At 70.6% G+C, this 12457-nt stretch carries 14 protein-coding genes, 6 tRNA genes and 2 pseudogenes; 12 read left to right on the top strand and 10 right to left on the bottom strand.

Going from position 1 to position 12457, the window contains the following annotated elements:
- Positions 1 to 183 precede the first annotated feature (183 nt).
- Entirely contained in the window at positions 184 to 1011 is an 828-nt protein-coding gene (locus STRTUCAR8_RS12155; RefSeq protein ID WP_006375963.1) for a TrmH family RNA methyltransferase, read from the top strand.
- A gap of 56 nt (positions 1012 to 1067) precedes the next feature.
- Here the strand turns inward: STRTUCAR8_RS12155 and STRTUCAR8_RS12150 are convergent, their stop codons facing one another.
- Complete coding sequence (locus STRTUCAR8_RS12150; RefSeq protein WP_006375962.1) at positions 1068 to 2519, bottom strand: serine/threonine-protein kinase; 1452 nt, start codon at positions 2517 to 2519, stop codon at positions 1068 to 1070.
- A gap of 196 nt (positions 2520 to 2715) precedes the next feature.
- Between STRTUCAR8_RS12150 and STRTUCAR8_RS12145 the strand changes: the two genes are divergently transcribed.
- On the top strand, positions 2716 to 2949 hold the full coding sequence (locus STRTUCAR8_RS12145) for a hypothetical protein (RefSeq protein WP_044472070.1): 234 nt from the start codon (positions 2716 to 2718) through the stop codon (positions 2947 to 2949).
- 240 nt (positions 2950 to 3189) lie between these two features.
- The gene (locus STRTUCAR8_RS12140; RefSeq protein WP_006375967.1) at positions 3190 to 3399 is read left to right on the top strand and encodes a hypothetical protein; all 210 of its coding nucleotides are present in this window, start codon (positions 3190 to 3192) and stop codon (positions 3397 to 3399) included.
- Between the two features lie 125 nt (positions 3400 to 3524).
- Here the strand turns inward: STRTUCAR8_RS12140 and STRTUCAR8_RS55610 are convergent.
- A pseudogene (locus STRTUCAR8_RS55610) lies at positions 3525 to 3699 on the bottom strand (cobyrinate a,c-diamide synthase); the annotation flags it as partial.
- A gap of 26 nt (positions 3700 to 3725) precedes the next feature.
- Between STRTUCAR8_RS55610 and STRTUCAR8_RS12135 the strand changes: the two are divergent.
- Positions 3726 to 4700 carry a phosphotransferase family protein gene (locus tag STRTUCAR8_RS12135; RefSeq protein WP_006375972.1) on the top strand — a complete coding sequence of 325 codons (975 nt, stop codon included), beginning with the start codon at positions 3726 to 3728 and terminating at the stop codon, positions 4698 to 4700.
- A gap of 92 nt (positions 4701 to 4792) precedes the next feature.
- On the top strand, positions 4793 to 5089 hold the full coding sequence (locus STRTUCAR8_RS12130; RefSeq protein WP_006375973.1) for a TFIIB-type zinc ribbon-containing protein: 297 nt from the start codon (positions 4793 to 4795) through the stop codon (positions 5087 to 5089).
- Between the two features lie 70 nt (positions 5090 to 5159).
- Here STRTUCAR8_RS12130 and STRTUCAR8_RS12125 read toward each other — a convergent pair.
- From STRTUCAR8_RS12125 to STRTUCAR8_RS12105, 5 genes are all read right to left on the bottom strand, one after another.
- A tRNA-Val gene (locus STRTUCAR8_RS12125) sits at positions 5160 to 5231 on the bottom strand.
- 41 nt (positions 5232 to 5272) lie between these two features.
- Positions 5273 to 5344: transfer RNA gene (locus STRTUCAR8_RS12120), tRNA-Val, on the bottom strand.
- A 35-nt stretch (positions 5345 to 5379) separates the two neighbouring features.
- A tRNA-Val gene (locus tag STRTUCAR8_RS12115) sits at positions 5380 to 5451 on the bottom strand.
- Position 5452: 1 nt separating this feature from the next.
- Positions 5453 to 5526, bottom strand: a tRNA-Cys gene (locus tag STRTUCAR8_RS12110).
- A 39-nt stretch (positions 5527 to 5565) separates the two neighbouring features.
- A tRNA-Gly gene (locus STRTUCAR8_RS12105) sits at positions 5566 to 5638 on the bottom strand.
- Positions 5639 to 5793: 155 nt separating this feature from the next.
- On the opposite strand from STRTUCAR8_RS12105, the gene STRTUCAR8_RS12100 reads away from it, so the two are divergent.
- The 3 genes from STRTUCAR8_RS12100 (at position 5794) to STRTUCAR8_RS12090 (ending at position 8660) form a co-directional block, all read left to right on the top strand.
- Positions 5794 to 6945 (top strand): chorismate-binding protein, encoded by a 1152-nt coding sequence (locus tag STRTUCAR8_RS12100; RefSeq protein ID WP_044472069.1) that lies wholly within the window; start codon positions 5794 to 5796, stop codon positions 6943 to 6945.
- On the top strand, positions 6942 to 7763 hold the full coding sequence (locus STRTUCAR8_RS12095; protein WP_006375970.1) for an aminotransferase class IV: 822 nt from the start codon (positions 6942 to 6944) through the stop codon (positions 7761 to 7763). Before STRTUCAR8_RS12100 ends, STRTUCAR8_RS12095 begins: the two co-directional genes overlap by 4 nt.
- A gap of 72 nt (positions 7764 to 7835) precedes the next feature.
- On the top strand, positions 7836 to 8660 hold the full coding sequence (locus STRTUCAR8_RS12090; RefSeq protein ID WP_006375971.1) for a GNAT family N-acetyltransferase: 825 nt from the start codon (positions 7836 to 7838) through the stop codon (positions 8658 to 8660).
- Between the two features lie 60 nt (positions 8661 to 8720).
- On the opposite strand, the gene STRTUCAR8_RS12085 is transcribed toward STRTUCAR8_RS12090, so the two are convergent.
- Entirely contained in the window at positions 8721 to 9263 is a 543-nt protein-coding gene (locus STRTUCAR8_RS12085) for a DsbA family protein (RefSeq protein ID WP_044472068.1), read from the bottom strand.
- 175 nt (positions 9264 to 9438) lie between these two features.
- Here STRTUCAR8_RS12085 and STRTUCAR8_RS12080 point away from each other — a divergent pair, with 175 nt between their 5' ends.
- Complete coding sequence (locus STRTUCAR8_RS12080) at positions 9439 to 9888, top strand: hypothetical protein (protein ID WP_044472071.1); 450 nt, start codon at positions 9439 to 9441, stop codon at positions 9886 to 9888.
- A gap of 187 nt (positions 9889 to 10075) precedes the next feature.
- Positions 10076 to 10228 (top strand): hypothetical protein, encoded by a 153-nt coding sequence (locus tag STRTUCAR8_RS53300; RefSeq protein ID WP_006375961.1) that lies wholly within the window; start codon positions 10076 to 10078, stop codon positions 10226 to 10228.
- A gap of 70 nt (positions 10229 to 10298) precedes the next feature.
- Here the strand turns inward: STRTUCAR8_RS53300 and STRTUCAR8_RS12075 are convergent.
- Positions 10299 to 10855, bottom strand: a pseudogene (locus tag STRTUCAR8_RS12075) (CGNR zinc finger domain-containing protein).
- Between the two features lie 258 nt (positions 10856 to 11113).
- On the bottom strand, positions 11114 to 11527 hold the full coding sequence (locus STRTUCAR8_RS12070; protein ID WP_004002642.1) for an SsgA family sporulation/cell division regulator: 414 nt from the start codon (positions 11525 to 11527) through the stop codon (positions 11114 to 11116).
- A gap of 191 nt (positions 11528 to 11718) precedes the next feature.
- Between STRTUCAR8_RS12070 and STRTUCAR8_RS12065 the strand changes: the two genes are divergently transcribed.
- Both STRTUCAR8_RS12065 and STRTUCAR8_RS12060 read left to right on the top strand, forming a co-directional pair.
- Positions 11719 to 12171 carry a TIGR02611 family protein gene (locus tag STRTUCAR8_RS12065; protein ID WP_006375966.1) on the top strand — a complete coding sequence of 151 codons (453 nt, stop codon included), beginning with the start codon at positions 11719 to 11721 and terminating at the stop codon, positions 12169 to 12171.
- A gap of 54 nt (positions 12172 to 12225) precedes the next feature.
- A tRNA-Val gene (locus STRTUCAR8_RS12060) sits at positions 12226 to 12297 on the top strand.
- The last annotated feature ends 160 nt before the right edge of the window (positions 12298 to 12457 follow it).

Below are 12457 nucleotides of genomic sequence, written 5' to 3'. Positions count from 1 at the left end.
CCGCGTCGACGCCACCCTCGCCACGGTCGCCGAGACGGTCCGTGCCGAGGACGTGAAGCCCCCCGCGGTGATCGTGATCGGCGCGGTCGTGAACGTAGGCCCGGAGACATTGGTGTAACCCCCGGTAACACAATCCGCTCCCAGCCGTTGGCACCGCACCCAGGACAAGGCAGTATCACCCCTGTGGCCGATCTCATCACCGTCGAGGACCCCGACGACCCGCGCCTGCGCGACTACACGGGCCTGACCGACGTCGAACTGCGCCGCAAACGCGAGCCCGCGGAGGGCCTCTTCATCGCCGAGGGCGAAAAGGTCATCAGACGGGCCAAGGACGCCGGCTACGAGATGCGCTCGATGCTGCTGTCCGCGAAGTGGGTCGACGTCATGCGCGACGTCATCGACGAACTCCCGGCCCCGGTGTACGCGGTCAGCCCGGAGCTCGCCGAACGCGTCACCGGCTACCACGTGCACCGCGGCGCCCTCGCCTCCATGCAGCGCAAACCCCTGCCGACGGCCGACGAACTCCTGCAGACCGCACGCCGGGTGGTGGTCATGGAGTCGGTCAACGACCACACCAACATCGGCGCGATCTTCCGCAGCGCCGCCGCCCTCGGCATGGACGCGGTCCTGCTCTCCCCGGACTGCGCGGACCCCCTGTACCGACGTAGCGTCAAGGTCTCGATGGGCGCGGTCTTCTCCGTCCCGTACGCCCGACTGGACACCTGGCCCAAGGGCCTCGACTCGGTCCGAGAGGCGGGCTTCACGCTCCTGGCCCTGACCCCCGACGAGAAGGCCAAGACCCTCGACGAGACGGCTCCGCACAAGATGCACCGCGTCGCCCTGATGCTCGGCGCGGAGGGCGACGGCCTCTCCACCCAGGCACTGGTGGCCGCCGACGAATGGGTCCGCATCCCCATGGCCCACGGCGTCGACTCCCTCAACGTGGGCGCGGCTGCAGCGGTCGCCTTCTACGCGGTGGCGACGGGCCGCCCCACCCCCGGACCGAGCTGACCCGAGCGCGAACCCGGCAGCCCCCCGAGCCGGCGGTCCTCAGGCCCTGACGGACGTCAGTCGGAGTTCGCGTCCGAGCTGGACCGTGGCAGAACGGGCGCCGCCGGACCATCGCCGCCACCGGGCTTGTCGTCCGGCCGCACCTGCTCCTGCCGCTGCTGCTCCCGCCCGCTTCCGCTGCGACCACTGTCGTCGCCGAGCCCGCGGCTGGGCCCCTGGCACCCCTGAGCGGCCGCGATCCCCAGAGCCACCAGCAGCGTCACCACGACGAACACGAACAGCCGCTGCCGCAGCAGCCGAGGATTGGCGGGCCGCCGCCCGGTCCCCGTGCCGCGCGGCGCAGGACGTCCGGTGCCACTGCGCGGTCCGGAACGGCTCCCGGATCCGGCCGTGTTCCGCGCACCGGGCACGGGCCGCGCCCCGGAACGCGACGAGGGCGCACCACCGCGCGGACCCCCGCCGCCCCGCGACGGAACGGCACCGCGTGACCCGGAGGTACCCGAGGCCGGCCCCTGCGGACGCCGCTGGGACTGGGATTGCGACGGGGACGGGGACTGCGAGTGGGGCTGCGTCTGGGAGTGATACGGGGGCCGCTGGTCCGGATAGCTCTCGGTGAGCCGCCCTGTCGGCCGGTCCGCCTCGGCGGCACGCGGCCCGGGCGGCCGTACGTCCGCCATGCCCTGCGCCTCGCGCGCGGCGATCTCCTTGAGCCGCAACGACAACTGCAGCGTGCTGGGCCGCTCCTCCGGATCCTTGGCCAGACATGCCCGTACGAGGGGTGCCAGCGCGTCCGGAACGCCCTGCAGGTGGGCCTCCTCGTGGACCACGCGGTACAGCATCACCTCGGAACTGCCGTGCCCGAAGGGCGAGTCGGCCATCGAGGCGTACGCGAGCGTGGCACCCAGCGAGAACACGTCCGTGGCCGGCGTCACGGCCGCCCCGCGCACCTGTTCGGGGGCGAGGAAGCCGGGCGAGCCGACCGCCGTACCGACATGGGTGAGCGTTGAGGCGCCGGTCGCCCAGGCGATGCCGAAGTCGATGATCCGCGGCCCCTTCGGGGACAGCAGGATGTTGGACGGCTTCAGATCCCGGTGTACGACACCGGCCTCGTGCACCGCGACCAGTCCCTCGGCGAGGGCGGCACCGATGGAGGCGACGTCGGCCGCGGTGAGCGATCCCTCGTCCATCACCTTGTCGTGCAGGGAGGGCCCGGGCACGTACTGCGTGGCGAACCACGGGCGGTCCGCGTCAAGGTCGGCGGCGACGAGCCGGGCGGTGCACCCGCCCCTGATCCGCCGGGCCGCCGAGACCTCGCGGGCGAACCGTGAACGGAACTCCTGATCCTCCGCCAGGTCGGGCCTGATCACCTTGAGTGCGACCCGCTGCCCCCGCTTGTCGGAGCCCAGGTAGACAACGCCCATCCCGCCCGCGCCGAGCCGTCTGTGAAGCCTGAACGAGCCGACGACGCGCGGGTCCTCGCGCCTCAGGCGCATCATCGCCATGTTCATCCCCGCTGCCCGGTCCGTTTGACGAGCGACAGCTTACGTTTCCACGGCCGGGTGCGCGCAGAGGCCGCGCCCTCTCGTCCCGATGGATTGTCAGTGCCGGGTGGGAGACTTGAGAGGTGGTCAGGGAGCGCGCGAACAGGGCGGCTTGACGTCGCGTGTGATCCCAACCACCCGTCGCAGAAGGGGGATTGAACCCGTGAAGGGTGACCGCGTGGAGATAGTCGTGGATGCCGGGGACACCACACGTACCTACGAGGTGGTGGCGAGCAGGGCGGGCCGCAGGGTGGAGACGGCGGTCCGTCGAGGGGTAGTGGAAGTGAGCGAAGTCACGAGGAACGGATCAGTCGTCCGCACCGCCCGCTTCATGGCGAACCGTGTGCTGGCCCTGGTGGAGCAGCCGGTGCCGAGAGAGGACAGCTCGGAACAGTAGGGACACACCGGGCACCCCTTCCGGGAAGACCCTGAGACCTAGGACTTCGTCTCCACCCAGGGGAGTACTCCGCAGGTCACGGGTCATCCTCCGGGAGGCCCGGCAATCGGTACGAGGGCATGACGACCGGTACTCGTCGGCAGCCTAGATTTGAGGTCAAGCGGCGGGTGCAGCACTCGTCCCCCGAGGTCAGACACCCGCCGCTTGCCAACCAACAAGAGAACGGTCAGGAGAGGGACCATGGCCCACACGGCATCGCGGACGGCGCTCCGCACACAGGGACGCAAGGCATACATCGCCGCGTTCCGTCCGCGCCGACAGGGCCAGCGCCATCCACTGGTGGCGACAGCGATGGTCCTTCCTCTGGCAGCCCTGCTCGTGGTCGTCTTCGGCGGCTGGGAAGCAGTGGTCACACAAGCGTCGTCCGTGGGTGTGATGCTGGGGCGCTGAGCGGCGACCCCAGGCCCGGAAGAGCGGTCCGGGCGGGGACATCCACCCATGAAACCCCGTGGGGACGGGGGTGCGGCGGACGGCAAAAAATGCCCGCGCAGCTGGGGAGCTGCGCGGGCATTGCTTTGCCGTCTCAGCCCGTCCGGCGTTTGAGGACGAGGCCGTCCAGGCCGAAGGGGGGTCTGGGGCGCAGCCCCGGCGGGGTCGAAGGGGCGGAGCCCCTGGAGACGGGACGGGTAGGGGCGGCGGGGGCGAAACACCACACCGCACCCGGCGACCACCCCGTACCCTCCCGACCAGACCCGCACAGCGCATCAGGGAGCCCCGTGACAGCCACCCCCTTGCTCACCGACCTCACCACCCGAGCCAAGGCCAGAGCCCACGCCCGCCCCCACCCCTGCCCCTGCGGAGCAGACACCCTCACCGACCGCCCCGACGGCACGGTCGTCCGCCACGCCGACACCGTCGCCAAGGCGCACGCCCCCGACACCACCCCCACCGACCTCACCGCCCGCCTCACCCTCGCCGCCCACCTCCCGGGCATACTCCTGCCCCCGCTCAGCCCGACCCCCGTCGACCTGCACGGCAGACTCGTGACGTTCTGGCCGTACGGCGCCCCGGTCGACCCGGAGGATCCGGACGCGGCACCCTGGGAGGAGGCCGCCACCCTGCTCGCCCACCTCCACCGCACCCCCGCCCCGCCCGGACTGCCGCCCATGCGCGGCCCGGCCAAGGCGGCCCGCGCCATCGCCCGCCTCCGGGCCGCCACCCCCCAGCCGGCCACCGAGCCCGTCCTGCGGGCCTGGGCGACCCTGCCGCCGTGGGCCAGAGCCCAGCCCCCCGCCCCCGGGACCCCCGCCCCTCACCCCCTCGACCTCGACGAGCCGGCCCTCACGACCCTCTGCCACGGCGACCTGCACCTGGGCCAGCTCGTACGCCACCCCGCCCCGGACGGCCCCTGGCTCCTCATCGACGTGGACGACCTCGGCGTCGGTGCCCCCGCCTGGGACCTGGCCCGCCCGGCCGCCTGGTACGCCTGCGGACTGCTCCCGCCCGACGAGTGGACGCGGTTCCTGACCGCCTACCGCGCGGCGGGCGGCCCGGCCGTACCCGCAGACGGCGATCCCTGGCCCGCCCTGGACGTCGCCGCCCGCGCTCTCACCGTTCAGACGGCGGCCCTGGCGATCGTCAAGGCGACGGCCGCGGACCGTCCGCTGGACGACGTACAACAGGCCGTGGTCGACGCATGTGCCCGAATGGGTTCGCTACCACCCGAGTTGGCCCAGGGCCACGCGAAGTAGGGTGCAACCGACCGGAGCCGGACAGAGTCTGTTCTGGCGAGAAACGAAACCGGATCAAGAAGCGGTACCGACGGCAGGGAGTTGAGCCGAGCATGCAGTGTCTGAAGTGCCATGCGCCGATGCACACGTACAACCGCAACGGAGTCCAGATCGAGCAGTGCAGCGGCTGCCGGGGGATCTTCCTCGACTACGGCGAGCTGGAGGCGCTGACCCGCGTGGAGTCCCAGTGGTCGGGGCCCGCCGCCCCGCCGCCCCCGGTCCAGCAGGGCTACCCAGCCGCTCCCGCACCCGCCTGGGGCGCCCCGCAGGGCGGCCATCACGGCGGCCACGGCGGTCACTACGGCGGCAAGCGCCACAAGAGCTTCGGCCACATGCTGTTCTCCAGCTGACCGGAACGTCTGGCCGGAACCACGAAGAAGCCCCCGACCGTAGGAGATGGTCGGGGGCTTCTTCGATCTGTGGACGATACTGGGATTGAACCAGTGACCTCTTCCGTGTCAGGGAAGCGCTCTCCCGCTGAGCTAATCGTCCTCGGGACCACGGTCCGAAGACCGCGAGTCGTGCTTACCGCGTGCGCGATACTGGGATTGAACCAGTGACCTCTTCCGTGTCAGGGAAGCGCTCTCCCGCTGAGCTAATCGCGCGGGGATCCTTGCGGATCAAGGTCCTTGCGGACCAGTGGACGATACTGGGATTGAACCAGTGACCTCTTCCGTGTCAGGGAAGCGCTCTCCCGCTGAGCTAATCGTCCTTGGAGGTGGAGACGGGATTTGAACCCGTGTAGACGGCTTTGCAGGCCGTTGCCTCGCCTCTCGGCCACTCCACCAGGAGTGCGGGGGTTCGGGAAGATCCCCCTCTTCCTACGAGCGGACGACCAGGTTCGAACTGGCGACCTCAACCTTGGCAAGGTTGCGCTCTACCAACTGAGCTACGTCCGCATGTCGTTTCGGTGCGCTCTCGCGTCCCGGCGACGAGTTGAACTCTAGCGGATTCCGGGGCCAGTACAAAAACGCGTTTGTGCAGCGTGCTGCGCTGTGCCTGCTCGAAGACATGGTCAGGGCACCCGCAGGACACCCGCCATAGACTCGGCGATGTGTCCGATCTCGCTCCCCTCGCCCGCTTCGGCGGCCTCGTCGCCACCGGTCTCCTCGATGTCACCAACGATCCCGCGGCCCTCGACTCCACCGGTTTCTGGGCCGTTTCCGCGGACTACGAGGGCCGTCTGACCTGCGCTCGCTTCCGTGACGTACGAGAGGAACCGGTTCGTGCGCCGAGGTCCGGACCGGGGGAGTGGCGGGGTCCGGCCGCCGGTGACTGGACGTCGTCCCTCGATCGCGCCGCGTACACGGCGGGAGTTCGCCGTATCCGCGAGCACATCGCCACCGGCGAGGTCTATCAGGCGAACCTCTGCCGAGTGCTGTCCGCGCCCGTCGCACCCGACGCGGACGTGGACGCGCTGACCTCGCTGCTCGCGCACGGCAACCCGGCACCGTATGCAGGAACGATCCGCCTGCCCGCCCACGGCGTCGAGATCGCCACCGCGTCCCCCGAGCTCTTCCTCCGTCGCGCCGGAAGAACAGTCGAGTCGGGCCCCATCAAGGGCACCGGACGCACCGAGGCGGACCTGCTGGAGAAGGACTACGCCGAGAACGTGATGATCGTGGACCTGGTCCGGAACGACCTCGGGCGCGTCTGCGTGACGGGTTCGGTGACCGTCCCCGAGCTGTGCGTCGTCGAGAAGCACCCGGGGCTGGTCCACCTCGTGTCGACGGTACGGGGCGAGCTGCGCCCGGACACCGGCTGGCCGGAGCTGCTGGCGGCCGCGTTTCCGCCCGGCTCGGTGACCGGCGCGCCCAAGTCGAGCGCCCTGCGGATCATCGACGCCCTGGAGACGGCGCCCCGGGGCCCGTACTGCGGGGGCGTCGGCTGGGTCGACGCCGACCGGGGGACGGGTGAACTGGCGGTCGGAATACGCACGTTCTGGATCGACCGGGCCGACGGCATGCTGCGCTTCGGCACCGGAGCGGGCATCACCTGGGGTTCGGACCCCGAGGGGGAGTGGCGGGAGACCGAGCTGAAGGCGTCCCGGCTGCTCGCGGTAGCGTCGGGAGAGTACGAGGTGAGCGGCGACGGGGAGGAACCGTCGACCTGCTCTGTCCCCCCGGGTGACAGCCGGCCGCTCCCCGGCAGAGAAGCCATACCGAACGACGCGTCCGACACATTCCAGCGAGGTAATGACCAGTGAAGCTCTGGCTCGACGGCGGGCTGCAGGACATCGAGTCCGCCCGCGTCTCCGTGTTCGACCACGGGCTGACCGTGGGCGACGGCATCTTCGAGACGGTGAAGGCGGTCCATGGCCGGCCGTTCGCGCTCACCCGCCACCTGGACCGGCTGACCCGCTCGGCCCGCGGCCTCGGCCTGCCCGACCCGGACCTCGACGAGGTCCGCGGCGCCTGCGCGGCCGTCCTCGCAGCCAACCCGATGCCCCTGGGGCGCCTGCGCATCACGTACACCGGCGGTCACGGCCCCCTCGGCTCCGACCGCGGGGAGCACGGCCCGACCCTGGTCGTCGCCCTCGGCGAGTCCGCCCGGCGTCCCGACTCGACCGCCGTGATCACGGTCCCCTGGACGCGCAACGAACGCGGCGCCGTCACCGGCCTGAAGACCACGTCGTACGCCGAGAACGTCGTCGCCCTCGCCAGGGCACGCGAACAGGGCGCGTCCGAGGCTCTGTTCGGCAACACGGTCGGGCAGCTGTGCGAGGGGACGGGGTCCAACGTCTTCGTCGTCCTGGACGGTGAGATCCACACCCCGCCGCTCGCCTCCGGCTGCCTCGCCGGGGTCACACGCGCCCTCGCCGTCGAGTGGACGGGCGCCAAGGAGACCGACCTGCCGCTGGACGTCCTGGAGAGCGCCGACGAGATCTTCCTGACGTCCACCCTGAGGGACGTACAGGCCGTGCTGCGCGTCGACGACCGCCAACTCCCGGACGCACCGGGGCCGGTGACGGCCAAGGCCATGCGGGTCTTCGACGAGCGGGCGGGGGACGACCTCGACCCCTGAGTCCGGGGCAGGATCGGGAAAGCCGCGTAAATGAGGCTGCCGCAGGCCTCCGCAGCGGGTAGAACACCTCTGATGACCACCACCCTGCGGCCGACCGAGCCGCTGCAGCACGAGGCCGACGGGGCGCGTTCACGCCGTTACCAGGTGTGCGTGAACAGCCGTCCCGTCGGCGCGGTACACCTCGGTACCGACCCCGCGTACGGCGATGCGGCGGCGCGGATCCTGGATCTCCGCATCGACGAACGCGACCGGCGGCGCGGCCGGGGCACGGTGGCCGCGCTCGCCGCGGAGGAGGTGGTGCGTGGCTGGGGCTGCCGGCGCATCGAGGCGTCGGTCCCGGGCGACGCGCCGACGGCCCTGCGGCTGGCGACCGCGCTCGGCTATGTGCTGCGCAACCGCCGTATGGACAAGGCGCTCGGCGAGACCCCGCCCGAACTGCCCGCGGGGAGCCGCGGCCGGCCCATGACGGAGGCCGAGTTCGTGGTGTGGGAAGCGGCGGGCAGGCTGAGTTACGCGGAGAGCTGGATCGAGCGGGGTGTGCCGGAGGCGGAGGCGCACGCCAAGTCGAAACGCGACCATGAGCGGTTGCTGCCGCAGGGCGTGGCCAGCGAGGGCATGACGTTCAGCGTCCTGGAACACGAGGGAACCCGTGTCGGCACCTTGTGGCTGGGCCGCCGCGACGGCCTGGCGTTCGTCTACGACGTCGAGGCCGACGCGGCACACCGGGGTCGAGGGCACGGCCGCACCCTCATGCTCCTGGCGGAGGCCCAGTCGATCGAGGCCGGCCGGCCTGCCATCTCCCTGAACGTCTTCGCGGGCAACAGCCCGGCAGAACGGCTCTACGAGTCGCTGGGGTACGAGACGGTGACCCACCACATGTACAAGGACCTGCTGTAGGCCGTCGGCGACGACCGGGGCCGATACGACAGGGCGGGCGCGGGGGCGGGGCGCCAGGAGTCAGGCGTCGTGCCCGGCGAGCAGCCGGTCCACGATCTCCTCGATCCGTCCCCGCAGCCCCTCCTGGTTCTTGCCGCCGTCGAGCCGCTCATCGCCGATGACGTACGTCGGCGTGCCCGTCACACCGATGGCCTTGCCCTCGGCCTGGTCGGCGTCGACGATCAGGATGTGCCGGCCGTCGATCAGCGCGGTGTCGAACTCCTCGGCGTCCAGGCCGAGTTCTCCGGCCACCTCGACCAGGAAGGGTTCGCCCCTACGGTCGAGCTCTTCCACCCGCCCGAGCACGGCCTCGACGTACGGCCATGCCTGTCCCTGCTCCGCCGCCTCCTCGGCGGCCTGCGCGGCGGCGAAGGAGTGCTTGTGCCGCTCCAGCGGAAAGTGCCGCAGCCGCAGCTCCAGCCGGTCGCCGTAGCGGGCGCGCAGGGCGCGTACGTCGTCCAGGGCGGTGCGGCAGTCCGGGCACTGGAGTTCGCACCAGACCTCCAGGGCGGGGACGGAGGCCGGGGCGGAGCTGTCGGCGGGCGCGGGGGAGGAGTCGCTCATGGGCACCAGTTTCCCAGCCGCGGCCGTGGGCGTCGTACGAGGGGACCGGGACCTGGGGAGGAGCCGACCCGGAGATGTCCCTGATGTCGGGCCGGAGCATGGCATCCGGGGGGCCGGGCGGTGCAGGATGGAAGGGACGAACCGCACGAGCGGGACCGAACGCCTGGAGGACCGGATGATTGCCGAGACCGTGTGTTCCGCCGTCTCCGTGGCCGGCCTGGGCATCGCGGTGGTCACGGCGTACCGCAAGCGTTTTCTCGCGGCTGCCCGCATCGCCGCGTACTCGCTGGTTCCCATCGGCCTGGTGATGACCGGGGTGGTCGGATGGGTGGCCGACACGGCGTTCAGCCCCTCCGCCTGGGCCGGGTTCTGCGTGCTCGGCGGCGCCTGGCTGCTCTTCACGGCCACCCGTGCGGTGGAGCGGCGAAGGGGCGGCACCCGAAAGGAACGTTCGGAGACGCGGGCCGCGCAGCGCGAGGCGGTGGCTCCGGCTGCCTCCGCGCCCTCGCTGCCGCAGGGGCGGGCCAATGCCTCCCGCCCGGCGGCCCAGCCCGCGGCCAGGCCGCGCGGCGGCGGTGACGACTTCAGCGACATCGAGGCGATCCTGAAGAAGCACGGAATATGAAGAAGCGCGCCGTATGACGGGGTACGACGGCTGACGTACTGAAACGACACAAACGGCCGGGAGGCGACGGAGGTCGCTCGGAAGCGATCATGACTCGCTGTTCACATTACGGAATTCAGCGAACTACCGTGCATTTCGGGCGCGTTGATCGCGTCGAGGGTCCCGGCTGCGTCATCATCGCGGCGAGATGCTGGACACAACACAGAGCGAGGCCGTGCCGCCGAAGGACGAGCCGCGCGGGTGCCTCTTCGCCCTTTCCCAGCCACCGCTGATGATCTTCCTTGCGGTGATCGGGTGTCTGCTGCTCATGGCTTCGTTGCATGATCTGCTGTTGCTGTGAGCTGTACACGCCAGTCCCCGGCGTCATCCGCCGGGGACTGCGTCAGCACCAGGCCCAGCCCCTCCGGCCGTCAGCTCGCCGACTCCTTGCGGCGCGCCCGGTAGGCCGCCACATGAAGCCTGTTTCCGCAGGTGCGGCTGTCGCAGTAGCGGCGGGACCGGTTGCGGGAGACGTCGACGAAGGCGTGCCGGCAGTCCGGTGCCTCGCACCGCCGCAGCCGCTCCTGCTCGCCGGCGACCACGAAGAACGCGAGGGCCATCCCGCAGTCGGCGGCCAGGTGGTCGGCGATGGACGCGCCGGGGGCGAAGTAGTGCACGTGCCAGTCGTAGCCGTCGTGGTCGGTGAGCCGGGGTGTCGTCCCCCCCCCGGCGACCAGCTCGTTGATGAGCGAGGCGGCGGTCCGGGCCTCCTGGGCGGCGAAAACCCCGGCGAACCGTCCGCGGATCCTGCGCACGGCGGCGAGATCGATCTCCGACAGCACGCCGATATCGCTGATGTTGTGCTTTCGTACGAATCCTCGAGCGCGTCGACATCGGGCAACGCGTCCTTCGTGTCGTCGTCCGGCGCGGTGTTCACCAGATCGACCACGGTGTCGAGGGCGCACCGGGTGTCGTGGGTGATCAGCACGTTGCTCTCCCTGGCCTGCCTGGGCGGTCGGGCGGGCACCCGCCCGCCGATGCTGGCCGATGTTAGTGGCTTCCGGCGGCGGAGGGCGGGCGTCTGTCCTGGCAGGGCCGGGAGCCCTGGCCCCGGAGGGCGTGCGACACACCGCCGCCGGCCCGCGGGAAACTCGCGGGGCGGCGGCGGTGTGCCATATGCGGTTGTTGTGACCCGAGCCGTCTCCCCGAGTGGACGGCGCCGGGCGGCTCAGCGGGGCACCCCGTCCTAGCTTTCCGCCAGGATGTGGGACAGCTCCTGATCGAGGTCGAAGTGGCGGTGTTCCGTGCCGGGTGGCACAGCGGCGTCCGTTCGCTTCAGGAAGGACTCCAGGGCTCGTGCGGGTGCTTCGAGCAGGGCCTCGCCCTCCGGCGAGCTCAGAGCGATGCAGACAACGCCCTGGCCGTGGCTCCGGGACGGCCAGACTCGGACGTCACCGGTACCGGTGGGTCGGTGGAGGCCCTCCGCGAGCAGGTCGCGGGCGAACACCCACTCGACGGTTTCCTCGGCTCCGGTGTGGAAGGTGGCGTGCACGGCGTAGGGATCGGCCGTGTCATACCGCAGTCCTGCGGGAACGGGCAGTGAGGACTCGCTCGACACAACGAGGCGCAGGTGCAGCTCGCAGCTGACCGTGGTGTTCATAAGCGCCAAGGCCTTTCGCTCAGTGTGCGCTCGGGGATTCGCACGTCGGCGAAATCGACATGCCACCTACGGTGCCGTTGTAAACCCCTCTGAGTGTTTTGCGTGCGTTTACGTAACTCTTCCGGCCGAGAACCGGTTCGTCGGCTACGACCATTCCGGTGACCGGTTTCCGTCGGGTAGGGTTTGGCTGCATGAATACGGGGAGTGACAAGCCCGGCGAGGCCGCCGTGGCGCCGGCTGATGCCGGGACCGGCGAGGCCGCGGGCGAGCGTGAGCTCGGATCGAGAGCGCCGGAATTCATCAAGGCACGCCGGATGCTGCACGTGAGCTGGCAGGTCGGCGTGTTCGTCGTGGGCCTCGCGGTGGTCGGTGCCGGCATCGTCATGCTGCCGTTGCCCGGGCCGGGCTGGCTGGTGATCTTCGGCGGTATGGCGATCTGGGCGACCGAGTTCGTCTGGGCCCAGCTGGTGCTGCGCTGGACGAAGCGCAAGGTCACCGAGGCGACACAGCGTGCGCTCGATCCCAGGGTGCGCCGCCGCAACATCATCCTGACGTCGATCGGGCTGGTGATCATCGCGGTTCTTGTCGGAATCTACGTATGGAAGTTCGGGCTGGAAATGCCCTGGAAGATCAAGGATCAGTGATCCGGCGCATGGCGGGGGCACCCCCTGACATGGGGTAATGTTCTCCCTGCGTCCGGGCGATTAGCTCAGTGGGAGAGCGCTTCGTTCACACCGAAGAGGTCACTGGTTCGAACCCAGTATCGCCCACCGGATCGAGTGCGGCGATCTTCCCGCCCGCGTGGCTCATCGGCACCGCAGGTCTGTCCGTGGCGAAGATCATGGAGAACATGGACATCGGCCAGAAGGTCCTGCACGGCCAGCGGGACTGGATGCGGGACCCGAAGATCCACTCCACCACCTGGGACTG

Origin of the sequence: Streptomyces turgidiscabies Car8, from assembly GCF_000331005.1 — a bacterium.
GTDB classification, from domain to species: domain Bacteria; phylum Actinomycetota; class Actinomycetes; order Streptomycetales; family Streptomycetaceae; genus Streptomyces; species Streptomyces turgidiscabies.
This window is presented reverse-complemented; position numbering and strand designations above follow the sequence as displayed.

Bases quoted from the DNA above. Each gene is read 5' to 3' on its own strand.
- STRTUCAR8_RS12150 (WP_006375962.1), bottom strand. From the start codon at position 2,519: ATGAACATGGCGATGATGCGCCTGAGGCGCGAGGACCCGCGCGTCGTC.
- STRTUCAR8_RS12140 (WP_006375967.1), top strand. From the start codon at position 3,190: ATGGCCCACACGGCATCGCGGACGGCGCTCCGCACACAGGGACGCAAG.
- STRTUCAR8_RS12130 (WP_006375973.1), top strand. From the start codon at position 4,793: ATGCAGTGTCTGAAGTGCCATGCGCCGATGCACACGTACAACCGCAAC.
- STRTUCAR8_RS12090 (WP_006375971.1), top strand. From the start codon at position 7,836: ATGACCACCACCCTGCGGCCGACCGAGCCGCTGCAGCACGAGGCCGAC.
- STRTUCAR8_RS12085 (WP_044472068.1), bottom strand. From the start codon at position 9,263: ATGAGCGACTCCTCCCCCGCGCCCGCCGACAGCTCCGCCCCGGCCTCC.
- STRTUCAR8_RS12080 (WP_044472071.1), top strand. From the start codon at position 9,439: ATGATTGCCGAGACCGTGTGTTCCGCCGTCTCCGTGGCCGGCCTGGGC.
- STRTUCAR8_RS53300 (WP_006375961.1), top strand. From the start codon at position 10,076: ATGCTGGACACAACACAGAGCGAGGCCGTGCCGCCGAAGGACGAGCCG.
- STRTUCAR8_RS12070 (WP_004002642.1), bottom strand. From the start codon at position 11,527: ATGAACACCACGGTCAGCTGCGAGCTGCACCTGCGCCTCGTTGTGTCG.
- STRTUCAR8_RS12065 (WP_006375966.1), top strand. From the start codon at position 11,719: ATGAATACGGGGAGTGACAAGCCCGGCGAGGCCGCCGTGGCGCCGGCT.